This is a genomic window from Pseudoalteromonas porphyrae, from assembly GCF_001298125.1.
GTDB classification, from domain to species: domain Bacteria; phylum Pseudomonadota; class Gammaproteobacteria; order Enterobacterales; family Alteromonadaceae; genus Pseudoalteromonas; species Pseudoalteromonas neustonica.
Map to the genome: position 1 here is coordinate 98990 of NZ_LHPH01000010.1, position 24685 is coordinate 123674.

A 24685-nucleotide genomic window follows, 5' to 3' on the forward strand; every position below is an offset into this window, starting at 1 on the left:
CGTTATGAATAACACTGAATTACCCAGCTCAGATCAACCAAGTGTTGATCCTGTAAGCAAAGAGAAGCAAACAGGTATAATTGCCTACTTTGCGAATAACTCCGTTGCGGCAAATTTAATGATGTTTTTTATCATTTTGATGGGTGTTATAAGCTTTTTTACGATGCAACGCCAGATGTTCCCAAACGTTGAAATCAATTATATTTCTATTAATGCTAATTACCCGGGGGCGTCACCTCAGGAAATGGAAGAAAGTATCTTAATTAAGATTGAAGAGTCTTTAAAGGATATTACCGAAATCAAAAAAGGTGTCTATCGCTCATTTCGTAATGGCGGTAGCGCGCAATTAGAAATAAATACTGATGCTGAATTAAGTGAGGTGCTTGATAAAGTTAAGTTGCGCGTAGATGGTATTGCAACTTTTCCTGCAGGAATGGAACCGGTCACCATAAGTCAAATAGAATTCCGCCAAGATGTGATTGGTATGACTTTAGTTGCTGACTTACCATTGAGCGAGCTTAAGCCGATTGCCAATCGTATTGAAAGCGAATTACTGCAGTTATCAAATGTGTCGTTGGTTGTTAATGATGTACCGCTTGATGAAATTGCGATTGAAATCGAACCTGACACATTGCGCCAGTATAATTTAACGTTAACTGACGTCGCAGGTGCGATACGTCGTTATTCAGCTAATTTTTCAGCTGGGCAGTTAAAAACAGACTCGGGTGTTATTTCAGTACGAGTTGAAAACCAATTTTATTCAGGTGAAGAGTTCCGTCAGATCCCCGTTAAAATAGGTGAAAATGGTGCTAAAGTATTACTGCAAGATATTGCAGTAATAAAAGACCAATTTACTGAAGGCGAACGTTACTTTAAGTTTAACGGTGAAAATGCAGTTTACTTATCAGTAAAGGCAACCGAAGATCAAAATATGATCCCAGTTGCAGAGTCTGTAAAAGCGTATATTGATCAAAAAAATAAAAATCTTCCATTAGGTGTTCGACTAGAACCGTTAATGGATATGACCTACTACCTAAATGCCCGCCTAGACATGATGCTATCCAATTTATTGCAAGGAGCGGTATTGGTCGCGATTATGTTATCAATATTTTTGCGCTTTAAATTGGCGTTATGGGTAATGATTGGTTTGCCAGTTTGCTTCCTTGGCGCGATGATGATGATGCCATTATTTGGTGTGACCATAAATATTATTTCACTCTTTGCCTTTATAATGGTGCTAGGGATTGTGGTGGACGACGCCATTGTCATCGGTGAAAGTGCCTACACTGAAATAGAGAAAAAAGGTGGTGGTGTAGTTAATGTAGTCAACGGCGCAAAACGTGTGGCGACCCCTGCAACTTTTGGCGTTTTAACAACCATTGCAGTATTTGCCCCGTTTACGTTATCAAGTGGTCCTGAGAGTGCTTTCTTTTATGGTATCGCCGTCATTGTGATTTTATGTTTAATATTTAGTTTGATCGAATCAAAGCTAATATTGCCAGCGCATATTGCACACACGAACTTTCCGCCTATCGATCCGAATGGTTGGCGAGCGCGTTTTAATAATCGCTTTTTTGGTTTTGTAAATGGCCCTTATAAGCGCTTTGTTGTGCGCTGTGTTGAGTGGCGTTGGGTGGTACTGTTTGGTTTTATCGGGATGTTAATTTTTACCTTTGGATTAATTTCATCAAACCAAGTACGCATGGTTCCTACACCAAAAGTACCGCACGATTTTCCACAAATTAACCTAGAGATGAACGATAACGCTTCTGATATTCAAACGATTACTGCTATTCGTGAAATCGAAGCCATGGTACTTGAAGTTGATAAACAAACTGAGCGTGAGTTTGGCCAAAAGATTGTTCGTGACGTATTAGTATTTAATCAAGGTCGTACTGAAGCCCAGTTACTTGCACCGTTGGTTGAAGAAGATTTACGCCCATACAATGCGTTTGAGCTTTCACGTCGCTGGCGTGATGCTATGCCAAATATTGCCGGTGTAAAATCACTCACAATCCAAGATGACGTTAATGGTGGCGGTGGTGATGGTGAGTTTGGTTATCTATTATTTGGTTCTGATATCAACACTCTTAATGAAGCTGGGCGTCGCTTTATTCAATTATTGCAACAACAAGAGGGATTGTTTGATATCAGCTCAACCATTGACCCTGCGAGCAAAGAAGTGCAAATGAGCTTAAAGCCAGTTGCCTATGATTTAGGCTTGGATTTAGCATCGATTGCTAATCAGGTTGGGGCGAGTTTTTATGGTGGTGAAGCGCAGCGTGTTATTCGCGGTGGTGAAGAAGTACGTGTAATGGTGCGTTACCCAAAACTCACTCGTGAAGCTTTTTCATCGCTTAAGCATGCAGTGATCACAACTCCGCAAGGCCGAGAAGTATTACTTGGTGATGTGGTTGAGCTTACAGAAAAGCCAGGTATCAGCTATATTCGCCGCGAAGGTGGTTACCGTACAGTATACATATATGGCAGCATCGACGAAGAAGTGATAGAGCCAAACGAAGTGGTTAAGCAAGTGAAAGAAAACCTACTACCGCAGCTTAAAGAAGAATACCCAAGTGTTAAGTCTGAGCTAGGTGGTGCTATAGAGGAACAACAAGCACAAGCTAATGAGCAGATCATGTTCTTTATTGGAGGCATGTTTTTAGTTTATATTTTGTTAGCGGTTCCACTAAAAAGTTACGCACAGCCTCTTATCGTAATGTCGGTTATTCCGTTTAGTTTAACGGGAGCAATTTGGGGTCATTACTGGTTTGGTTTAGATATTAGCTTAATGTCAGGTTTTGGCTTAATTGCTGCCGCAGGTGTTGTGATCAATGATTCATTGGTTATGACTGACTTTGTAAACCAAGCGCGTCGTGCTGGAGTGAGTATTAAAGATGCTGTAATTGAAGCGGGTTGTGCGCGCTTTAGGCCTATTTTACTTACTTCAATTACTACGTTTGCTGGTGTATTACCGATTATGTTTGAAACCAGTTTACAGGCTAAATTCGTAATACCAATGGCGGTTGCTCTTGGTTTTGCTGTTATGTTTGCAACCCTGATTACACTCTTATTAGTACCGTGTTTGTACATTATAATGAGTGACGTAGGTGGCGTATTTAGAGGCCTATTTAGAAAAATAAAAGGCCTATTTTCACGTAGGAAACAACTTGCCTAAAGAAAAACAACTCAAATCTAATGAGTTATAAAAGCCAGTGCATTACGCACTGGCTTTTTGCTTTTTAAATCGATACTCAGGCCACCTTTAACAGTCGGTTTTTAATTTTTATAGGTGTTAAGGGTTGGTTTTTTATTTTGATTACATTCTTTTGTTTGATTTGTGATGCAGCTCACTTTATAATCCACCTGTATTGGCAAACTAATCGAAAGGTTAGGACGCAAAGTTTCCGGTCTAAGGTTTTAGCGTGCTAAAACTAAGATAGCGGAGCCGTCGCACGGCGTTATTACACCCTCACTGTGTGCCATTTGTCCTAAAAGTAATAAAAAAGTATTTATTTTATCCGTCAAATGATGGATAGTACCTATTAGTGATTCTTAAGGTGTTGCTTTGTTTATGCATACGTCATTGGCTTGCGGAAAATGGATGCCAATTGGTTGCTTAAATCACCATACCCAATTATTTGTGGGTGATAGGGTGACGGTAACCTTTTTTGACATGCAAGGAGAGCTAGTCGGTTTATCATTTAACTACCAAATCACCAGCGCTGAGCAGGGTGAGCCACACAGTTGGCCGCGTTTTATTGCCGAATACATTAATACACATATACCGCTAGTTGAAGCAGGTAAAATGACCGAACAAGGGCTAATCGTTGCCTATCGGTCAAATCAAATTTACGCCCTTGAGGGGTGTGGAATTGAACGTGCTGAAATAACGTTTCATTGCATTGCAAAGTGCGATGACATAAAAACAGACAAACCAGCATATGATTATGTTTACCCAGAAAAAAGTAATGACTATAATGCCGGCGTTAAAGTATTACAGCCAAAAACAGGTTTAATTTATAAATGTAAGCCTTGGCCTTTCAGTCAATTTTGCAAAGTTAAAGAAGAAAATAACCCACTTTATGAGCCTGGTGTTGGCCAAAGTTGGAATTTAGCTTGGCAGCAAGTTTCCCCCTAATGCTATTTGGCATTTTTTGGCCCACTCATTGAGTGGGCTTTTTTATGCGCATTTAAAAATTATGGTAGACTCAGATTCTCAAAATTTTTTATTGGTTTTTCTGTGGCTCAATCAAACTTATCGTTGTCTGTACTTTCAAATGCGCCGGTTGCACATAAGCAGCCGCATACTTTAACAACACATCAAAAAACACGAATTGATGATTACTATTGGATGCGTGATGATGATCGCTCTGAGCCTGCGATACTTAAACATTTAGAAGCCGAAAATAATTATTGCGATCAGCAACTCGCAAAAATTAAGCCTTTTCAAACACAATTGTTTGAGGAGCTAAAAGGGCGAATTGTTAAAGATGACAATACCTACCCGGTAAAAGATGGCGAGTATTGGTACCACAGTGAAGTACGTGGCGATGACGAATACTCTCGCCATTACCGTAGTCGTTCAATGACTACGGCAGATAAACAATTGCTATTAGATGTAAACCTACTTGCTGAAGGTTTTGAATTTTACGAGTTAGGCGAGGTGGCGATTAGCCCAAATGAACAACTACTTGCTTACTCTGAAGATACCGATGGTCGTCGTATTTATGTGGTTAAATTTAAAAAAATTGATAGCGATGGTTTGCTTGAGGATGTATTAGAAAACACCGAAGGCCAAGTTGTTTGGGCGAACGACAATAAGACGGTTTTTTATGTTAAAAAAGATCTTAAAACCCTGTTGGGGTATCAGGTTTATCGCCATGTATTAGGTACACCACAATCTGACGACGTATTAGTGTATGAAGAACAAGATCGCAGCTTTTTTATGGGGTTAGGTAAAAGCCGCGATGAAAGCTTAATTATTATTGATTTAGCGACCACTGAAACTAATGATATGTGGGTGTTAGATGCTAATCAGCCTTGGGGCGAATTTGCTCAGTTGATGCCGCGTGAAGAAAGTCATGAATTTGATATCGATAAACTTGATGACACATTTTATATTGTTACTAATTGGCAGGCAAAAAACTTTCGTTTAATGACGGCAACCGCCACCACTATTGCGGATAAGATGCAGTGGCTTGAGCACACGCCCCATCGTGCAGAGGTACTTTTAGAAGGTGTTGAAATATTTAACGATTTTTTAGTGCTGACTGAGCGCGAGCAAGGACAAACGCGTTTTATTGTTATTAATAAACAACAGCAACGAATGACGTTAGAATTTGATGACCCTTGTTACTATGCCGCTATCGCAATGAACCCAGAGCATGATTCGCACGTGGCACGTATTTATTATTCAAGCCTGACAACACCGGGTTCGCTGTATGAAGTCGATTTAAATAACGGTAAAAAGGCCTTATTAAAACAACAGCAAGTTTTAGGTGACTTCGATCCTGAAAATTACGCCTCAGAACGATTAATGATAACAGCACGTGATGGCGTAAAAGTACCCATATCTCTAGTGTATCGTAAAGACACATTTAATAAAGATGGAACCAATCCACTTTTTCAATATGGTTATGGTGCGTATGGTTACACCATAGATCCTAGCTTTTCGAGCACTTCACTTAGTTTGCTAGATCGTGGATTTGTATATGCAATAGCCCATGTGCGTGGCAGCGAAATGCTGGGGCGAGATTGGTATGAACAAGGTAAAAAAGAGCATAAGCAAAATAGTTTTAATGACTTTGTTGATGCAACTAACGCATTGGTAGCTCAAGGTTATGGAGCACAAGATAAGGTTTTTGCCTCAGGTGGTAGTGCAGGTGGTTTATTAATGGGATCCGTCGTTAATCAAGCACCAGAGCTTTACTTAGGGGTTGGTTGCCACGTGCCATTTTTAGATGTGCTGACAACGATGCTTGACGAATCAATCCCTTTGACCACCAACGAATACGATGAATGGGGAAATCCAAATGACCTTGACTATTATAATGTGATTGATAAATACTCACCGTATGACAATATAAAGGCACAAGCATACCCAAACATATTGGTCACGACAGGATTGCATGATTCTCAGGTTCAATACTGGGAGCCAATGAAGTGGGTGGCTAAAATGCGAGAATACAAAACAGATGATAATATTTTAGTATTTAAAACGGATATGGATGCAGGCCATGGTGGTGCATCTGGACGCTTTAAAAGCTTAGAAGAAAAAGCGCTGGAAATGGCATTTTTTATTAGCTTAGCTAAAATTTAACTACCATATGAGGTACTAAAATGTTTGGCGCGCATGGTAATTGGCAATACTCCATTGAACCTCCAATGATTTATATTAAAATCAGTGGATGCTTTAATCGTGAAGGTGTGATTGCGTTCACTAAAGAAGTGTTTGATGACCTAGCCAAGTTACCACCTAATTCAATAGAGCATGCCGTCATTAATTTAGCAGACTTTGAATTAGTAACGGCCGATAGCTTGGAGGTCGCCCAGGCGTATTTTCATGGTGTAAAAGCGCGAGGCTATAAGCAAGTTGATTATATTCAACCAAACTTAATAGCTCAAAGCCTGCTTGAGAACATTTGGCGTGAAAGTGGTATGGATGTACGGTATCACGCTAGCTTGCAACAATATACGCAGCAATATCCAGAGCATATTTATGTAAAAAACTGGCTTTAATTAAGCGGTTTGTAATATCGTCGCTAAGCTATTTTTATAACGCCTTGAGAGATTGAGTTGCACGCCATTTTTTAGTTTTAGCTTATAGTCACCACTATCGGTGGCTGTCAGCTCAGAAATAACAGCTTGCTTTACCAGTGTTGAACGATGAACTCTGATAAACCCCGCAGGGGCGAGCTGTTGCTCAATATTTTTCATCGTTTCACGGTGTAATACAGCGGCATCTTGTTGCCAAAAATGCAGCTCGACATAATTTCCTGCGCCATTAATCCAAATAATGTCGTCTATTTCAATGAGCCTCACTTTCCCAACATCTTTAACTATTAGGTGTGAATTTAGCAATGGTTTTGTAAGTTGATGTGCTTGCTCCATCGCACTTGCTAAAGGGCATAGATGGATAAGTTTTTCAAAACACTTATTTAGCCGTGAAATAGGGCTATGTGTAGTAATAAAATCGACGGCACCTATCTCAAAAGCTAAAGTCGCGAGCTTTGGATCGTCAGCAATAATAACTAATTTAGCGTTTTTACTCAGGTCAACAAGTTGGATCAGTAGGGTCGGTTGTGGTGCCTCGGATAGTTGCAGCAATATTACATTAAATTGGCTTGTATCAAGTTTCTCTAATTGCTCTAAGGTTGTTGATGTATGGGAATAAAAATGCCTGTTGCCATCAAGCTGTATATCAAGCAGAGCATTGAATTCTTCATCGTTAACGAGTGTTAAGGCATTAAAGTAAGCAGTAAACATTTGATATTCTCATTATATATTTAACAAAGAAGACCTGAATTATCCCAATTTCATTCATATTAAATTTAAAATGTTAATTTTATTGTATGTGTTTTATTGCTCGATCACATCAAACCCGCCTGTTGCACCACCAACTATGCGATTGACGTAATAACGATAGAGTGAATTTTTTTATTTCCTTAGTGTTATCGCTTAGTAACATTTTCGTTACTTAGAAAAACGATAATTCAGGGGAATTAATATGAAAATAACAAACAAAGCTCATGCGGTTGCATTTAAAAAATCGTCATTAACAATCGGGCTAAGTGCAGCCTTATTTAGCGGTTTATCATTTCAAGGTGTGGCGGCCGAGGCAAGGACCGCTGAAAAAGTCGAGCGTATCGAGGTTACAGGCTCCCGTATTAAAAGAGCGGACATTGAAGGATCATCACCAGTTACGTCGATTGGTCGTTTAGCTATTGAGTCTTCAGGGGTTCAGAACATTGGTGAATTATTACAAACAGTTGCTCAGGCCGATCTATCAGGACTAACACAATTAACGAATAACACTAATGGTAATGATGGCTCGCAAACTATTTCATTACGAAACCTAGGGGATAACCGAACACTCGTTTTAGTCGATGGTCGTCGATTTTTAGCTTTAGGTGGTGGGCAAGTCGATATTTCACAAATCCCAATAGCGATTGTAGAGCGTGTTGATATTTTGGCTGATGGTGCGTCTGCAGTATATGGCACTGATGCAATCGCAGGTGTAGTAAATATAATTACTAAAGATGGATTTGAAGGTGTTAGCTTAGATGCAAGCATAGGTGCAAACTTTGAAGGTGATGGGGAATACAAGCAAGCGGGTATTTCGATTGGTACAATAAAAGGTAATACCTCGTTATTTTTGAATATCTCAAAATCAGAAGAAAAAGAAATAGGCGCTGGCGATAGAGAAATATCACAATATCCTGTTGCTTATATACCAGAGCGCTTTGGTAGTGCTTTTGGTCTTTATGGTATTTTTGGTACTTCAGACGGAAACTTATCTTTAGATCCAGCAAAAGAAGGTGATGGTATTCGCACCGCCGATGATTTCGAACCATTTGGGACAAAGCACCGTTATAATTTTGCACCAACTAACTATTTAAAAACCCCTTCTGATAGGTTTAACGTTTTCGCAAAGGTTAACCACGAGTTTTCAGACTCGCTGAGAGCTTTTGTTGATTTTACATATAACCAACGAAAATCTGTAACGCAAATTGCAGCAGTGCCGCTTACCGCAGGTTTTTCAGGGCCACAGTGGGAAATACCTTTCAGCAAAGATAGTATCTATAACCCATTCGGTGAAGATTTAGCGTCCTTTGGTTTTAGAACGCTCCCAATTGGCCCGCGTACAAATATTCAAGACTACGATACATACTTTATTACGGGCGGTTTTGAAGGTGAGTTTGAAGTTGCAGATCGAGTATTGCTTTGGGATGTGTCAATGTCCAGAGGTGACTCAAGCCGCAGTGTAAAAGGTCAAAACTACGTAAATTTACAAAATTTAAGAAATGCAGTGGGACCCTCGTTTATTGCAGATGGTGTTGCACAGTGCGGTACCGCTGATAATACAATTGCGGGTTGTGTACCATTGAATATTTTTAATGGGGAAACTGGTTTTACAAGCGAAATGGCTAATTACATTGGTTATGAATTGAATGATCAAGTGAATACTGGCACGACTAACTTTGCTGCAAATATTAGTGGTGAGTTATTTGAGTTACCAGCAGGTTGGTTAGGGTTTGCAGCGGGAGTAGAAAAACGTACAAATACTTTCGTTGATAGTCCTGATGCATTAATCGCTGCGGGTTTAAGTTCAAGTAATTTCAGAGAACCAACCAACGGTAGTCAAACAGCTGAAGAAGCCTATTTTGAATTTGCAGTACCATTATTAGCTGATTTACCTGGCGTACAACAGCTGGATATTAGCCTTGCAGGGCGTTTTGCTGATTTTGAAAATAGCGGGTTTGTAGGTGTTGACCCAGTAACTTCAAATTTTGATAACGAAAGTTTTAAAGTTGGTTTTACATGGCGGATCTATGATGATCTGATGTTACGCGGTAACTATTCAGATACATTTAGAGCTCCTTCAGTAGATAACTTATTTGCAGGTGGCGGCGAAGGTTTTCCATCAGTTCAAGATCCATGTAATACAACGCAATTTGGGCTGCAGTTACCAGATGTTCAAGCACGTTGCTTAGCGGATAATGTACCAAGTGGAGGTTCAACTCAACCTACAGGCCAGTTACGTGCTTTAAATGGTGGTAACCCTGAACTTAAACCAGAAGAGGGTAATACTAAAACATTCGGTATTGTTTATAACCCAAGTTGGCTTGATGGTTTTGATATGACTATCGACTATTACAAAATAGAGTTAGAGGACGCACTCTCATCTATATCAGCAGGGGGAATGCTTGATCGCTGTTATGTTCAAGGTGAAGAAGAGTTTTGTGGCTTCATTGAGCGCCGTGAAGATGGCCGAATAGCGACTGTACGCACATCACAATTTAACTTAGATCAATTAGAAGTTGAAGGGTATGACTTTAATGCTAACTACCGCTTTGATACGCAAGATTTAGGTAATTTTGTGTTTCGCTTAAATGGCTCATATACAGATAAATACCGCTCAGCAGGCGTAGGTGAAAACATCAATAGTGCTAATAACCGAGTTGCATCAATTAATAGTGATATTTTACGCTGGCGTGGTACCTTTAATACCACATGGAGTTACGATGATTTAACAGTTACTTGGGGTATGCGATATACCAGTAACTTGATAGAATCTTGCACTATACCTGATAATTTTGTTGATGATGGCTTGGCAACGCGGGAGCTTTGTAATCAACGTGGCAATCCTGGTGATGAAAATGAAGCTGGGTTCAATCGTATAGGAAGTGTTGTTTACCATGATTTATCAGCGAGCTATACACTACCTTGGCAAGCAAGTGTGCGTGTAGGTATGCGTAATGTCTTTAGAAAAGAGCCTCCAATTGCCTTAAATCCATTTGCTAACTCATTCTATTCTGCTCATGATATTCCTGGTGGAACATGGTTTTTGAACTATAAACAGGACTTTTAATTTAACTTTTAAGATTTAGCTAAAGCCTCACTATTGTGAGGCTTTTTGTTATTTATGAATAAGTGGTTACGTACACGCTTGCCGTTTAAACCTAAAAAAACGCCACTGGTAACAGTGGCGTTGTTGTTATTTAGTTAAAGGGTAGTATACAAATTGAATCGCTTATTATTTAACGATTTATCCCTACTTGAGCCCTCTAACGAGGGCTTTTATCTATCATCCGCAAAAGGCTTAATTTAAGTAAGCTTTTAACATCCAAACAAGTTTCTCTTGCTCGGTAATGTAATCGCCCATTAGTGACGCTGTCCCTTCATCGCCAGCATCACCAGCTTGGATTAATATATCGCGCTGCATTTTAATCAGTGTGCTGTAACCTGCTAGCAGGTTTTCTACCGCGGCTACTCCATCACTGATGTTTTTAGCTTCTTTAATTTCACTAATTTTAAGGTAGTCAGAAAACGCATGAAGTGGTGCGCCATCAAGCGTTAAAATACGCTCTGCAATTTCGTCTACTTTTAAAAGTAATAGATTATAAATTTCTTCAAATTTCACATGTAGTTCAAAGAAATTACGACCTTTAATATTCCAGTGAAAACCACGCGCATTCATATACTGAATTTGGTAACTACTTAGCAGTGTATTAAGTGACGTTACGATATCTTCACTTTTTGCACTGTTAAGGCCAATAGCATTTACCTGTGACATATTTTTCTCCTGAACAAATTAATAAGATACTTTCGAGCTGTTGATAAAGAGTATCAGCCATTTTTTGTAATCTGTAAAATGGTTAAAATCGATAATGTTGATAGTTTTTACCTATTAATGTGGCGCTGATTGAAAATTCAATAAAAGCGACCCTAATTAATGAACTGGGGGCTTATTTAAGAAAAACTACCCCAGGAGTTAAATAGTCGTTTATTGGTTAAAATAAACTCAAAAAGATGATCTAGAACAAGCTTTATATTGCTGAGTAATAAGGCAGGTAAATAGTTTGATTTAGGTCAAAATCGGCATTTACAGTCGGCGCATAATCAAACTAGATTAATTACTAGGAGATTTCACATGCAGGCTAAAACACAAAAAGAAAGCAAAATGGAATTGGTTGTTGTGGGTATCGCTTTACTGGCATTTGTTGTCGGGGTGGTAGGCCACTTAGCGGGTGCTAGCTTTGCTAATTTTGATACATTTGGTTATATCGCAGCACCAACACCGTTGATTTTAGGGATTATCGCATTTGTTGCTTACAAAGTAGCAGCGAGTGCAGAAGATTAAATGAGCAACCCAACAATGTATTTCATTACTTGGCGTGAGTAGATCATACCGGTGTGACTTAAGTGAAACACCTTATGTTCTGCCATGCCATTGAGCTTAGTTTCATCAAGCAATACAGTACCATCTGATTGGCTGCCCTTAGCAATAAGCGGCATTAACCCAATAGGCAGATCGCCAGCAATACTATAAAGTTTAGCATTAAACGGCCAATCACCATTTTTAGAGAGTAAAAACTCAACGCTGTTTTTTAAAAATGCTTCAAACCCTTTTTGCTGCATTTGCTCTGCAATATGGCTGCCTTTATGCGGGGTTCCCAGCGTAATAACCTTCTTCACATTTTGGCTTTGGTGCGAATTTGCTTCAAGATAAGCGCGCGCCACTAACCCACCCATTGAATGGCACACCAGTGCCGTATTTTTATTATCTATAAAAGTATCAATTTGAGCAAAAATAGCATCGCGATCAGGGCTGAGCGTATTATAAGACAGGTTAAGAATATCTAGGCCTGACTTTTTTAAACGAGAGCACAGCGGGCGCATTACAAAGCCTGACATGTACAAACCATGTAATACTACAACTTGTTGAATTGCCATATACGCCCTTATTTAATAATGCTTACATTAATTGCTGTGGTTTTATCTCGATATTTGTATTATCGGTACTTACCCATACTTCGCCATCTTGAACAGTCATTGTCAGCGAAATGTTACGATCAACTAATGCTGCAAGCGCCTGCGTGGCAGTAAAATCTAAACTAAAAATACTTAAATTTTTAAAATCATACAACTTAGGTTGGTGTTTTTGCCACCAAATTGCTTGGTTATTTTCACCATATGTATACAGCACCACTTTTTTAGCTTTATTACAGGCTTTTTTAAGGCGTTTTTCATCAGGTAAACCGAGCTCAATCCACAGCTCAATCTCGTCACTGTAGTTTTTATGCCACACTTCTGGCTCATCGTCAGCCGATAGCCCCTTGGTAAATTCAAGGCCATCACACGCATTAAGTGCGTACGCAAGTAAGCGAACCATCAAGCGTTGATCGTTTTCAGAAGGGTGCTGCGCCAAGGTTAAATTAAAATCTTGGTAAAGGTGGCGGTCCATATCGCTAAGCGATAATTGCGCTTTAATAATCGTAGATTTAAGAGCCATAACAGTTTATTTGAAAAAATTTGCGCCAGTATAGCGCAATTACTCGCCGAGCCAGTTAAAATAGCACTAAATTATCTGTAGGAGTTTAAAATGGCTATCCAGTGGTTCCCTGGGCATATGAATAAAGCCCGTAATGAAATTAAAGAAATAATGCCACAAATGGATGTGATCATTGAAGTGCTTGATGCGCGCATTCCTTACAGCAGTGAAAACCCGATGGTGGCGACGTTGCGTGAAGGCAAGCCGGTTATCAAAATATTGAACAAAGCCGATTTAGCAGATCCTAAAATGACGCAAATTTGGAAGGATTATTTTGAGCAGGAAAATGGCGTAAAGGCTATTGCGTTTGGTAACGATAAAGCGGCTGAGGTTCATCGTATTAACGAGCTGTGTAAAAAGTTAGTACCGCATAAAGTGGGTGCTGATAAGCAAATTAAAGCCATGATTATGGGTATACCTAACGTTGGTAAGTCTACCTTGATCAATGTGTTAGCAGGTCGAATTGTAGCAAAAACAGGTAACGAGCCTGCAGTTACTAAAGCCCAGCAACGTATTAAGCTTGAAGATGGCATTATGCTTTACGACACGCCAGGCATGTTGTGGCCAAAAGTAGAAAACGAAAACTCGGGCTACCGTTTGGGCGCAACTGGCGCTATTCGTGATACCGCGATTGAGTATGAAGAAGTGGCAAGTTATACGGCTGAGTACTTGTTACGTGCTTACCCGGCACTTTTAAAAGCACGCTATAAAATTGATGAATTACCAGAGAGTGATTGGGAATTTGTTGAAATGGCTGGCAAAAAGCGTGGTTGTATTCGTGGTGGTAATCAAATAGATACTTATAAGATGTCTGAAATTCTAATTAATGAATTACGTGATGGCATTATTGGTCGTATCACTATGGAAACGCCAGCCATGCGTGAAGAAGAAGAAATAATGGTTGCAGGCTTGCGTGCAGCAGCTGAAGCTAAAAAAGCGGCTAAAGAAGAAGAGAAAAAACAACGTCGAGCGCGTGCGCGTAAAAATCGCCGTTAACTAGTTGTTAAGCGTTAGCTTGCTAACGTAATACGGTTTCGCCCTAGTCTTTTAGCTTGGAGTAGGGCGTTATCAGCACGAGAAATAAAAGACTCGTCAGATTCCTTTATTTGATATTGCGCTACACCAAAGCTGACTGTCACTGCAATTTCTTGTACTTGAACCATGTTTTTTAGCTGGTGTTTTATTTGCTCAGCTGTTTGCTGTGCTTTAGCGAGATCACTGTGCGGTAGGAGTACAATAAACTCTTCACCACCCCATCGACAAACCACATCATTATCTTGCGCTACTTGTTGACAAGTAAGGGCAACTTGCTGAATTATTTTATCTCCTGCTAAATGTCCGTAACTATCATTAATATGTTTAAAGTGGTCAATGTCTAGCAGTATTAAACTTAGGCGTTGTTGTTTTTGTTGGGCTTGTATGACGTGTTGAGTCAATAATGGATCAAAAGCTTGGCGATTTAGTGCGTTAGAAAGCTTGTCAAAGGATGCTATCGCTTCTATTTGTCGCTGATACTTATCAAATGTGCGATGGGCGTAACATAGCACGAGTAAAATGAGGGACCCACTTAGTAATAAGCTGGAGAGTATCTCTTGGCTTACCAATGACGACGTACCTTTGTTATGGTGCTCTATAATTAAATACCATCCTAATTGCTCCACCCAGCGGCTATGTAAAATGGCTGGCTGTGAATTGTATTCAAATTCAAATGCAGTTTGTTGCTTTAAAAATATATTATCTAGATAAGGTAATAACTCATCATTTTGATGTATGTTGTTGAGTTTTGTCGGCTCAGAGCTCGCTTGGAGTGTTATAGAGCCTTGCTCATCAATAAAATAGATTTTACGATGATAGTGACGCTGATACTGGGTAATGATTTTTTTTAGTTTTGAAAGTGTGATCCCAACGCCTGCAATACCAATTATATTTTCGTGTGCATCAACCACTTTGTAATTTATAAACAAAGTATATTTTGAGGGCGTTAAATGATGTTGATCAATGTTAATAACGTAATCATGGGGGGAGTTAATGGCGGCAATAAACCATTGTTGCTGAGTGAAATTTTCAGAGCCACTGATAACACCATCACCATCATGATAAAAAACCCCAGATTGGCTTGATGCAAAAAAGCTGATGTCGATATTTATATCTTGTTTTATGTACTTAAGGTATTCAATTAAGAGTTCAGGTTTAGATTCCCCTTGGACTGCCCAGCGCCTTAAAAAAGTATTGTTAGCCATATTTTTAGCAGCGTAAATGGGCTGCATTAAATCTTCTTGTATTTCAGAGTAGACAGTATCTTGAGTCAGGGAGAGTGGGTTGACTGTCTCTTTACTAATTGAGTTATGGGCGAGGTTAAAACTTAACCAACTGGTAAGTATAAAGCCGCAAAGTAGGAAGCCGAGCAAGATGGTATTGTATTTTTTGCGCATCAGTAACATAAAAAGCATCCATACCTTAGAGTCGATAATCATACTAATTCTATTTAGAATATGACTATTTTAGCGAATTAAATAATTCATTTATTCAATGTAATAAGCGCCATGAATAACAATAGCGGCAGAGTTTACTCCATTTTAGTATTGGAGTGAAGAACGAGAAATAATTTTGCTTATTTTATTATTCAAAGCTGAATAAGCTATTAGGGCGTGTCGACCTTTTGTGATAATAAGCTATTAATTAACAGGCATAAAAAAAGCCCGTTAGGGCTTTTTTAGTATCATATCTACCGTCACCGATATGAGCAATGTAGCAAGTAAAATAGTAGGGCGGTTATCTGTCACCAACATCAAGGGGCGTTGCGGTTAGTGACAGATAACCTTAGCTGTTTACGTGCGCCACACGTGTTTCAGGGTCGAGAAACAAATCAGTTTATTCTGTACAAGTCGTTGTGCGTTGTCGTCTTGTTGATATTGATTATCAGTTAGATTTAAATGAGTGTCAACACCTAATTGAAAATTATTCTCATTATCATGTTGGTATTTTAATTAACATTAAAAAAGAAGGTTTTCGGGGAGTTTATGGTGCTGTGCTGCTGTTGAATTTCAGGCATAAAAAAAGCCCGTAAGGGCTTTTTAGTATCATATCTACCGTCACCGATATGAGCAATGTAGCAAGTAAAATAGTAGGGCGGTTATCTGTCGTCAACATCAAGGGGCGTTGCGGTTAGCAACAGGTAACCTTGGCTGTTTACGTGCGCCACACGTGTTTCAGGGTCGAGAAACAAATCAGTTTATTCCGTACAAGTCGTAGTACTTTGCCGTCTTGTTGATATTGATTATCAGTTAGATCTATAAATCTGTCAACACCCATTTGCAAATAATTCTCATTTATTTTGTTTTTTGTAAAAAGTACAAATAAAGCAAAGAGTTACTGTTAGCCCTAATGGAGCTAAAGTGATTTGTAATGGTCAAGGCGACGATTTATTTGTTCTGCAAGCTCTTTATCTGTTTGCCCTTCGCTATCGATGATAAGTAAAAAGTATTGTTGCTCAGTATCGATAACCTTAATCACGGTGTTATCAAATTTCGTTTTTCCATAGGTTACTTCTATACTCGTAATATCTTTAAAGTGCTTTAATCGTGATTCAAGCTGCCCTTGTTCATTTTGCCAATAGCTAAATATATAGTTGTCAGTAATGCCATTACCGTCACTACGAAAATCAAAAAAAGCATCACTGTAAAAATATAAAATATCTTCATCAATGGGCATTAGTTGTTGGCGTTGTAAAAATTGCACCTGAAATGGCCATAGCTTTTCACCTTTGACAATTGATGCGCCGGGTAATAAATAAGCCTCTTGCAGCAGCCCTAAAAATAAAATTGGTGCCCAAATTATGCTGATAACGATGTTTCTTATACGCCATTTAGAGTTATATATCAGTGCTTCAGATGATTGATTTATATGCTGAATATAGTTCACCAGCGGTAGCCAAATGAGTGGGATAATGCATAATCCAATAGTTGCATAGTCACTAAAACGTGTAGTGGCTGTAATTACTATAAGTAGTAACCAGCCAATTAAGGCTAGTGCATTTGGCATGATTTTATTTTTTTTATGGTGCTCTTGGCTGTGTGCAAGTAGCTCTAAAAATAAAGAGTAGAAGAAAAACAGTGCAAAAATCCCACGAGCAATCGGCATTATATGGCTATCTTGCTGTGCTTTTATCGCCAGCCAGTTACGGTAGCTCCAGTAGTTAATAAATAGCCCTAAGGTAAATATGCTATAAATAATAAATTTAGCGTTCGATACAGGGTAAAAATGAGTGTTATTGAAGGTTGGGCGTTTTGCTGATTCTATGCGCCATGCCACTATAAAGAACACCATGCCTATAAGGTACACACATAGCAAAACAATGATCCAACTGTCTTCGAGATCCAACCCGCCAGAATCACTTGTAGTCGCTTCGCCATCAATATATTTAATAATGCCAAAGTGAGTGTGATCGATCAGTTTTTCTCGTTCATCAAGGTATAGCTTGATTTGATCCGCTGGAATATGGTCTTGTTTGGCGCTAAATGAAAAATTAAGCGTGAGGGTGTTTTCAGCAAAGTGAATATTCTTTTTAAAGTAAAAGAAAGGGTTATCAACTTCGACTTGTTCGTTATCAAATTGCCAATTTTGTTCTTCAAATTTAACTTTAATGGTTGTTTCAATGTTATTTGGGTACTGGAAATAGAGCGGAGCGGTACGCGTAATTTGATCTGGTTCGTAAACACTGTTTTGAATCTCTGAGGCATAAAAATCAGCTCTTAGATCTGGGTCAGCAGGTTGCCAAAAATCATCAATCAAATAAAACTCATTGCTTAAAAGTTCACCATTATTGGCATTTTCAGTCACTGTCATCGGCTGATCAATAGTTAGACCTTTAAAGTAGCCTTGGTAATACTCAAGGTAGTCTTTGGCTATTTGATCAAGGCCGTTGCGTGCTAGTGAGCTGCGTCTATTTATGGCTTCAAATCCGCTATACAAATAGCTAGTTTGGAAGGTTGCTGGTTGTTCACGGTTTTGCGCTATGGTGTAGTTATCAGTGGTTTTAATTCTCAGACCGTCAACAGGTGGCGTCATTTTTGTGAGCTGCTGCTCAAAAGGTTTAATGATTAATGCATAACCATAGTTTGGTTGAGCTAGGTGCTCTAAGCTTCCCGTTTGATAGCTTATCGTTGGGTCTAACCAATAACGTTGTCCCGCATATTCAACTGTAACAATAACGTGGTCAAACTGGTTCGCAGAAGGAGGAAGCCGATTTAAGCGCTTGCCCTCTTCGGTGTTTACCAGAGCTGGGTAAGCTGGGATCCCCATCGCTTTGAGTAATGATATAAGGAGCACTGTTTTGTCTTTACAGTCGCCATAACGCAGTTCAAGAGTTTCTGATGCGGGTGTTGGTTGGTGTGAGTTTGTGCCCATTTCCAAGCCCAAATAACGCACTTCATCTTGGCTAAACTTCAAGGCTGCGGCAATGCGATCAGTGACTTGGAGGTTCTGCATAGTAATATCATCGGCAACTTGCGCAACGCTAGCAGTGACCTCAATGGCAGATTGATATAAAGGAATAGCCCACTCGGTGACCTCTTGCCATGTGTTTAATTCAGAGAAAAAAACCTGTTTATAAGGGCTATACCAACGTGGTGTTTGATTTGAAGATGCAACAGTTGCTTGATTACGTAAGCTGATTTGATAGTCATGCCCAACAGCAAGCGGAGTGTCTTTTATATCAGTCTCACCATTGACAGTATTAATATAAAGTGGCGTTGATTTTTGCCACAGCACACGCATAAATTGTTGTGCAACGGGCACTGACCAGTTTAACGTACGAGACACGCTAAAGTGTTGATAAACAGGATTACGCCCTGTAATCGTAAAGCTGTAGTCGAGTTTGTCGTTTACGCGCATGTCATCAACAATAATATTTAAAGTAAGGCTGCCGTTGTAGATGCCATTGGCTAATTCAGTTTCTCGTTGTAAAACCTTAAATTGCGCGCTGGTGAGTTTATCTATGTATTGGCCATCACGAATAAGGCCCAGCCCATTCAGGGTGAGGGTTTGATAACTGGGATCAAAATCTAAATTTAGTTGGCTGATATAATCAATACCACTTTGATTCACGGCCTGCATAACTGTGCGCGTATAGCGTTGCGTAGGTTGCTGCTGTGAAACGTTGATTTGGGTATCGAGGAGTAAATAGTAAGTACCATCGATAATTTGGTTAACGGGAATGTCAGTTTCAATGAGGGGGTGTTTTTTTACCCAACTATCGGCAGTTTGTATTTGGTATTCTTGGCTGGTGCTATAAAAACTTATAACTAAAAAGCACACGCTAAGAGCGAGGCTGGTTAACTGAGTCCATTTCATTATTGTTCTTCTTTTGGTTGGTTTTTGGTATTCCCTATAGGCGTTAGATTACCAAGCTATTGCTTTTAAGCCAATAAAATGAAGAGGATTCTTTATTTCGGTAAGGTAATTAATACGCGTGTACCTTGGCAATAAGGATTGGCTAATAACTGTAGTTGACCACTTTGGTTACGAATAAGTTCGCGGCTTATAACTAAGCCTATGCCAGCTCCTTGTTCTTTAGTTGAATAAAAGGGCACAAATAGGTTGTCGGGATTTGTAATACCAGTACCGCTATCGAGTAGCTCAATAATGACCTTATCACTTTGCTGCTGCCAATTAAGTGTTGGTGCGTGTTTGCCTCCTGCTTCAAAAGCGTTTTTAATTAGGTTTATTAGTGCTTGTTCTAACTGCCCAAGATCAACATTAAAGTGCTTAATCTCAGCGGCTTTAATGTCGAGCTGTGGAAATAAAGCATGTAATCTAAGGTTAATTGTCTCGTTCGTCACCGCTTGTTTTTTTGCTGCAGGTAACTGCGAAAATGCGCTGTAGCTGGCCACAAAGTCGAGTAAATGCTGAGCACGTTTTTCAATTACTAGCAGCATGTCGCTGGCTAAGTCAGGCTCTTTATTGATCTGCCCTTGCTGTTTCATCAGTTGCAATGATTGGCTCATTGAATAAATAGGGGTTAGGGAGTTTCTTACTTCATGATTAAGAACCCTAATTAAGCGTTGCCATACCTGCTTTTCATTGGCACGTAATTGCTGCTCGATAGAAAATAAAGTGAGTAGTTCATAGCTTCGCCCGGCGCGCCAAAAAGTTTGTGATGAAATATGAAAACGCTGCTCAAAGCGTGATTCATCGTTTTGTTGCCAATTGCCTTGGCTGTAAGTGAGGCCGAGATTGTTAGCTGTTAAGCCATCAATGGTTGGGTTGGTTAAGCTATTTAAAAATGCTTGATTGGTAAAATATATAAGCCCGTGAGGGTCTAAAATAACAATGGGTAAATCAAGCATGCCAACAAACTCAAATACAAACTCTTCGGTTTGCATATAATGGCGTTTATTTTTAGCAATTTTGTTTCTGAGCTTATTAAAATCAGTTTTTAGGCCGCTAATACGCCCGCCTTGATATTGCGCTAAATGCCAGCTGTTACTTTCATCATTCGCTAACGCATCTAATTGTAGGCCAAAGCGATCTATCACATCAGTAATGAGTCGGTAGCATTTAACTAAACCGCCTATCGCAAGCGCTGCTATTGGTAATAAAATGCTGGCGCTGGTAAACCAATCAACATCCCATGCAATGGCGAGCAAGCCGCACAGTAAGAGTAAGACTGCGGCAACTAAATAAATATACCGCTTAATACGTTGTTCAAATGAGAGCGCGTTTGGCATTAACTGTCTGCTTCTTTTAAATCGAGCTGATGCTTATCAATACGACGATATATGGCCGACTTACTGAGCCCTAAAAACTCGCCTGCGGCAATGACATTGCCATTAAATTCGGCCAGTGCTTTTTGAATCATTTGTTTTTCAAGCTCTTCCAGTGGCAATAAAGGTAATGATTTATCACCTGCTGTACTATGACTGACCTCACTGCTGGGTTGTTCTAAAATTAAATCATTGGCTGTAATGTTGTCGTTATCGCTCATGATCACGGCGCGTTCAATACAATGGCTAAGTTCGCGTACATTGCCCGGCCAACTGTATTGCGTGAGGGCAGTCATTGCGTGTGTCGTGAGTGTCATATTTGTGCGTTTATATTTTCTACCATGAGTTGTGAGTAGGTGGTTTGCCAGCTCAATAATATCTTCTACTCGTTCGCGCAGTGGTGGAATATGTAGCTCAATAGTGTTGAGCCTGAATAGTAAATCGCGGCGAAATTCTCCCTCTTCAATCGCTTTGGCAAGCTGTGCGTTAGTGGCAGCAATAATCCGTACATCGGCTATTTGCGTTTGGCTTGAGCCTAATACTTCAAACTCTTGGCTTTCTAGCACACGCAGCATTTTACTTTGCAGTTCAAGCGGCAGGGTGGCTATTTCATCTAAAAATAAGGTACCGCCGTTGGCTATTTCAAAGCGGCCTAGGCGGTCTTCTTTGGCATCGGTAAACGCGCCTTTTTTATGGCCGAATAACTCGCTTTCAAATAATGAGGGGGCAATAGCGCCAATATTTACGCTCACGTAACGTTGTTCACAACGGTTAGAATGCTGATGAATATACTGTGCTAATAAGCTTTTTCCGGTGCCATTTTCACCGGTGATTAAAATACTGGCATCGGTTTTTGCTGCGCGTTTAGCGCGTGTAAGTAGTTGCCGCATAGCGGGGGAATTGGCAATGTAATCGGCATTTTTAGTGGTGTTTAAGGCTTTTAAACAAGCATTGTCGTGGCTGGTTTTTTGCTGTTTGAGTTGCTGTTGTACTACCGCCGTTAAGCGCAAGTTGTTCCACGGTTTTTCTATAAAATCTAGCGCGCCTAATTGCATCGCTTTTACGGCAACATCAACACTGGCCCATGCGGTCATTACCACCACGGGTATTGTTGAGCCAAGCGACTGTAGTTGTTTTAAAAATCGCAGCCCTTCGTCGCCTGAGGTGGTGTCGAGTTTAAAATTCATATCTAGCAGTATCAGGCTAATAGTACTGCTATTAATTAGCCCCAGTGCCTGCTCTGGGCCTTGTGCTTCAATGCATTGATAGCCAATTTGATTTAACGCCACGATGGCGGCCATGCGCACATCGGCTTGGTCGTCGATAACTAAAATTGTGTCCATTTTGTTCTTCTTGTTTCAAGCAAAAGCAAATTGCTTTGCTTTTGCTTGGTGGGTAAACAATATTCGCTTAGTCGTTACGAAGCGCGGCCATAGGTTTGGCTTTAATTAACAGCAATAGTGGTCTAAAGCAGGCAAACATGGCAATAATCAAGGTAATTGTCCATGCTATTAATTGTAGTCGCACGTCCATAATTAACCACGATATTAGCTGTTCTTGTAGCATAAAGTAACCCGCCAATACGGTTGCTATGGCCAGAATAAAGCCAATGAGTACGGGAATAACAGCTTCTTTACTCATGAGTTTAAATAAGCGTATCTTTTTAGCGCCGAGCGCCATGCGAATACCAAACTCATAACGGCGCAGGCCTAAGTTATAGCTCAACACGCCAAAGATGCCTATTGCTGCTAATAATAGAGTAAATAATGCCAAGGTACTACATAGTGCAACGGTTAGGTGGCTCATATACAATAAATCATCGTACTCTTGTTGTAAGTCTCTAAATTGCCATAACGTTAGGTGACTATTGGCTTTTCTTAATAAACTTAAAACTTGCTTACTGGTAAGCTCAACACCTTGCTCTGTTTCAATAACAAACATATAGCTCCAAGGCTGTGCCGGCCACCACATATGCCGCCCAAATGATTCATCATAATATTTAGGATGGTTAAAATCCTCCGTTATGCCGACAATTTCAAACATTTTATCTTCAAGGCCTTTGTAGCTTTTACCGATAACATTTGTGTACTCTTGATCGGGTAATAGCCATTTAGCGACACTGATAGATACCAATAGCTCGTTAGTTTCACCGCGCATTGCTTGCTCACTAAAAGTACGCCCAGCGAGTATTTTTGTGCCCACTAAATCAAAGTAATCAGGCCCGACCCACTGGCTTGGAAAGAAGATTGAGCTTTTACCTTCAACATCGGTCAAGGTATTGGCATTTTGCCTTGCGGATACCGGGCTTTGCCCAATAGCAACATCTTTAATGCCCTCACTATTTTGTAATACTTTTTGATACTGCTTGATTTGCTCGTAGCGCTCAGCCAGTGTTGCATTGTTATTGGTTTGAAATAACTGTGCAAAGTACAGGTTTTGAGTGTCGCTACCCAGTGGGCGATTAATGGTGTCGAGTGCTTTGCTAACAATCATAATTGAAAAGCTAACTAATAAAGCGGCCACAAACATTTGTGTGCCAATTAGTATACGCACAGTACGCCCAGATACTTGCGACACGCCGCCTTTGCCACTGTTTTGCATTTGGTTATTTAAGGTTTTGTAGTTAACTAAACGTGCGGTAATCATCGAAAATATATATGCGAGAGCAATGCACATAACTACCGCAATCAGCACCAAATTAAGGTCAACAGCCAAGCTGTTTACTAATGGTAAACGTCCTTCTGCAAGTACTTTAAATAACCGAATACCCCAAATAGATAAAAACAAAGCAATACTGACCGATATGCTCATTAAAATGAGTGATTGCAGTAAAATGCTGCTAAATAAAGTTTTACGTTTTGCGCCGAGTACAGCTTGTAATGCTAAGGTTTTATGTTGTGCTAATGCGCGCGAGAAAAATAAGGTACTGACGTTCAGTACAGCGATGATCAATAGCCCTACTGCACCTGCAAGCATCATTAAACTAAGTTGATCATTATTACCAAGTTCAACTTCGCGATACGGTGTAACAACGGGCTTTACATCAGTTATACCGCCATTATTAAGCCACTGGGATTTAATCGTATCAATTTGAGCTTTTAAGTCGGTTTTTACTTGCTCGTTAGTGACGCTAGGTTTTAATACTGCAATCAGTTTTAAGTTTCTAAAGGTGTTGGTCCACGGGCTTTGCCAGTCATCATTATGGAAAAATCGACGGTCAGAACTGGTTGGATACCACACATCAACAGAGCCCGCTTTAATCATGTAGGGTGGGCTGAAATTAGCCGCTACAACCCCCGTTATTATATGCCCATCACCTTCAATCTCACTGGCTGTTTTTAAGGACTTACCAATTACATCAGGGTCACTATTAAAATGTTCTTTCCAGAACTTCTCTGAAATGACCGCGCTATTATCAGCTTCCTCTAAAGTTCCGCCCTTTTTAAAGCCATGTCCGAGTAAAAAAGGAGTATGTAGGAGCTCAAAATATTCACCACCCACATACAGCACATCCTTTTTTGGTTGGCCGTCTAAGTATAAAAAAACATTTTCAGCGGCATTCATCATAAAAGCTTGTTCAAAGCTTTGGTTGTTTTTAAGCCAGTGCACAATTGACTGGTAACTTTGAAAGCCAACCGCATCATAGTCGTCATAGGTTAGGCTTTGCTCAACCACCACCATGCGGGTTTCGTCAAACACATCAAGGGGTTTTAAAAAGTAACTATTAACCAGGCTTAGCACTACAAATAACGTTGCGAGAGTGAGCGCCAAGGTGGCAACAACGGCGGTAACAAACCCCGGTGCGTTCATCAGTGATGCCCACGCCAAGCGCAGTTGACTACGTGTTTTAGTTAAACGGCTCATG

Annotated in this window: 16 protein-coding genes and 1 riboswitch; of the genes, 7 read left to right on the top strand and 9 right to left on the bottom strand. The window is 39.9% G+C overall.

Annotated elements, in window-relative coordinates; all coding sequences use genetic code 11:
• The first annotated feature begins 4 nt into the window (after positions 1–4).
• The 4 genes from ADS77_RS10635 to ADS77_RS10650 all read left to right on the top strand — a co-directional run bounded on the left by ADS77_RS10635 (position 5) and on the right by ADS77_RS10650 (position 6741).
• Entirely contained in the window at positions 5–3178 is a 3174-nt protein-coding gene (locus ADS77_RS10635) for an efflux RND transporter permease subunit (protein WP_054205861.1), read from the top strand.
• A 185-nt stretch (positions 3179–3363) separates the two neighbouring features.
• Positions 3364–3456, top strand: a riboswitch (cyclic di-GMP riboswitch).
• A gap of 118 nt (positions 3457–3574) precedes the next feature.
• Positions 3575–4141 (top strand): hypothetical protein, encoded by a 567-nt coding sequence (locus ADS77_RS10640; RefSeq protein WP_054205862.1) that lies wholly within the window; start codon positions 3575–3577, stop codon positions 4139–4141.
• A 102-nt stretch (positions 4142–4243) separates the two neighbouring features.
• A complete protein-coding gene (locus tag ADS77_RS10645) occupies positions 4244–6322 on the top strand; it encodes a S9 family peptidase (RefSeq protein ID WP_054454391.1) in 2079 nt (692 codons plus the stop codon).
• A gap of 20 nt (positions 6323–6342) precedes the next feature.
• Entirely contained in the window at positions 6343–6741 is a 399-nt protein-coding gene (locus ADS77_RS10650; RefSeq protein WP_054454348.1) for a hypothetical protein, read from the top strand.
• On the opposite strand, the gene ADS77_RS10655 is transcribed toward ADS77_RS10650, so the two are convergent.
• Positions 6742–7488 (bottom strand): LytR/AlgR family response regulator transcription factor, encoded by a 747-nt coding sequence (locus ADS77_RS10655; RefSeq protein ID WP_054205864.1) that lies wholly within the window; start codon positions 7486–7488, stop codon positions 6742–6744.
• A 241-nt stretch (positions 7489–7729) separates the two neighbouring features.
• On the opposite strand from ADS77_RS10655, the gene ADS77_RS10660 reads away from it, so the two are divergent.
• Positions 7730–10594, top strand: coding sequence for a TonB-dependent receptor domain-containing protein (locus ADS77_RS10660; protein WP_054205865.1), 2865 nt, complete (start codon positions 7730–7732; stop codon positions 10592–10594).
• Between the two features lie 231 nt (positions 10595–10825).
• On the opposite strand, the gene ADS77_RS10665 is transcribed toward ADS77_RS10660, so the two are convergent.
• Positions 10826–11299, bottom strand: coding sequence for a Dps family protein (locus ADS77_RS10665; protein ID WP_054454351.1), 474 nt, complete (start codon positions 11297–11299; stop codon positions 10826–10828).
• A 357-nt stretch (positions 11300–11656) separates the two neighbouring features.
• Between ADS77_RS10665 and ADS77_RS10670 the strand changes: the two genes are divergently transcribed.
• Positions 11657–11866 (top strand): hypothetical protein, encoded by a 210-nt coding sequence (locus ADS77_RS10670; RefSeq protein WP_054205867.1) that lies wholly within the window; start codon positions 11657–11659, stop codon positions 11864–11866.
• Here ADS77_RS10670 and ADS77_RS10675 read toward each other — a convergent pair.
• Positions 11863–12459, bottom strand: a complete 597-nt coding sequence (locus ADS77_RS10675) for an alpha/beta fold hydrolase (protein ID WP_054454354.1) — start codon at positions 12457–12459, stop codon at positions 11863–11865. The genes ADS77_RS10670 and ADS77_RS10675 overlap by 4 nt on opposite strands.
• Before the next feature lie 22 nt (positions 12460–12481).
• Positions 12482–13018, bottom strand: a complete 537-nt coding sequence (locus ADS77_RS10680; RefSeq protein WP_054205869.1) for a YaeQ family protein — start codon at positions 13016–13018, stop codon at positions 12482–12484.
• Between the two features lie 90 nt (positions 13019–13108).
• Here ADS77_RS10680 and ylqF point away from each other — a divergent pair, with 90 nt between their 5' ends.
• Positions 13109–14053 (top strand): ribosome biogenesis GTPase YlqF, encoded by a 945-nt coding sequence (gene ylqF / locus ADS77_RS10685; RefSeq protein WP_054205870.1) that lies wholly within the window; start codon positions 13109–13111, stop codon positions 14051–14053.
• Positions 14054–14067: 14 nt separating this feature from the next.
• On the opposite strand, the gene ADS77_RS10690 is transcribed toward ylqF, so the two are convergent.
• The 5 genes from ADS77_RS10690 to ADS77_RS10710 form a co-directional block, all read right to left on the bottom strand.
• On the bottom strand, positions 14068–15531 hold the full coding sequence (locus ADS77_RS10690) for a sensor domain-containing diguanylate cyclase (protein WP_082355667.1): 1464 nt from the start codon (positions 15529–15531) through the stop codon (positions 14068–14070).
• A 916-nt stretch (positions 15532–16447) separates the two neighbouring features.
• A complete protein-coding gene (locus ADS77_RS10695; RefSeq protein WP_054454359.1) occupies positions 16448–19408 on the bottom strand; it encodes a DUF3857 domain-containing transglutaminase family protein in 2961 nt (986 codons plus the stop codon).
• A gap of 92 nt (positions 19409–19500) precedes the next feature.
• Complete coding sequence (locus tag ADS77_RS10700; RefSeq protein WP_054454362.1) at positions 19501–20784, bottom strand: sensor histidine kinase; 1284 nt, start codon at positions 20782–20784, stop codon at positions 19501–19503.
• A complete protein-coding gene (locus ADS77_RS10705; RefSeq protein ID WP_054454365.1) occupies positions 20784–22163 on the bottom strand; it encodes a sigma-54-dependent transcriptional regulator in 1380 nt (459 codons plus the stop codon). Before ADS77_RS10705 ends, ADS77_RS10700 begins: the two co-directional genes overlap by 1 nt.
• A 67-nt stretch (positions 22164–22230) precedes the next feature.
• A complete protein-coding gene (locus ADS77_RS10710; protein WP_054454368.1) occupies positions 22231–24684 on the bottom strand; it encodes an ABC transporter permease in 2454 nt (817 codons plus the stop codon).
• Position 24685 lies beyond the last annotated feature (1 nt).

What these genes read in the sequence shown, in the direction of transcription:
- ADS77_RS10635 (WP_054205861.1), top strand. Translation starts at nt 5, where the DNA reads ATGAATAACACTGAATTACCCAGCTCAGATCAACCAAGTGTTGATCCT.
- ADS77_RS10640 (WP_054205862.1), top strand. Translation starts at nt 3,575, where the DNA reads ATGCATACGTCATTGGCTTGCGGAAAATGGATGCCAATTGGTTGCTTA.
- ADS77_RS10650 (WP_054454348.1), top strand. Translation starts at nt 6,343, where the DNA reads ATGTTTGGCGCGCATGGTAATTGGCAATACTCCATTGAACCTCCAATG.
- ADS77_RS10655 (WP_054205864.1), bottom strand. Translation starts at nt 7,488, where the DNA reads ATGTTTACTGCTTACTTTAATGCCTTAACACTCGTTAACGATGAAGAA.
- ADS77_RS10660 (WP_054205865.1), top strand. Translation starts at nt 7,730, where the DNA reads ATGAAAATAACAAACAAAGCTCATGCGGTTGCATTTAAAAAATCGTCA.
- ADS77_RS10665 (WP_054454351.1), bottom strand. Translation starts at nt 11,299, where the DNA reads ATGTCACAGGTAAATGCTATTGGCCTTAACAGTGCAAAAAGTGAAGAT.
- ADS77_RS10670 (WP_054205867.1), top strand. Translation starts at nt 11,657, where the DNA reads ATGCAGGCTAAAACACAAAAAGAAAGCAAAATGGAATTGGTTGTTGTG.
- ADS77_RS10675 (WP_054454354.1), bottom strand. Translation starts at nt 12,459, where the DNA reads ATGGCAATTCAACAAGTTGTAGTATTACATGGTTTGTACATGTCAGGC.
- ADS77_RS10680 (WP_054205869.1), bottom strand. Translation starts at nt 13,018, where the DNA reads ATGGCTCTTAAATCTACGATTATTAAAGCGCAATTATCGCTTAGCGAT.
- ylqF (WP_054205870.1), top strand. Translation starts at nt 13,109, where the DNA reads ATGGCTATCCAGTGGTTCCCTGGGCATATGAATAAAGCCCGTAATGAA.
- ADS77_RS10690 (WP_082355667.1), bottom strand. Translation starts at nt 15,531, where the DNA reads ATGATTATCGACTCTAAGGTATGGATGCTTTTTATGTTACTGATGCGC.
- ADS77_RS10695 (WP_054454359.1), bottom strand. Translation starts at nt 19,408, where the DNA reads ATGAAATGGACTCAGTTAACCAGCCTCGCTCTTAGCGTGTGCTTTTTA.
- ADS77_RS10700 (WP_054454362.1), bottom strand. Translation starts at nt 20,784, where the DNA reads ATGCCAAACGCGCTCTCATTTGAACAACGTATTAAGCGGTATATTTAT.
- ADS77_RS10705 (WP_054454365.1), bottom strand. Translation starts at nt 22,163, where the DNA reads ATGGACACAATTTTAGTTATCGACGACCAAGCCGATGTGCGCATGGCC.
- ADS77_RS10710 (WP_054454368.1), bottom strand. Translation starts at nt 24,684, where the DNA reads ATGAGCCGTTTAACTAAAACACGTAGTCAACTGCGCTTGGCGTGGGCA.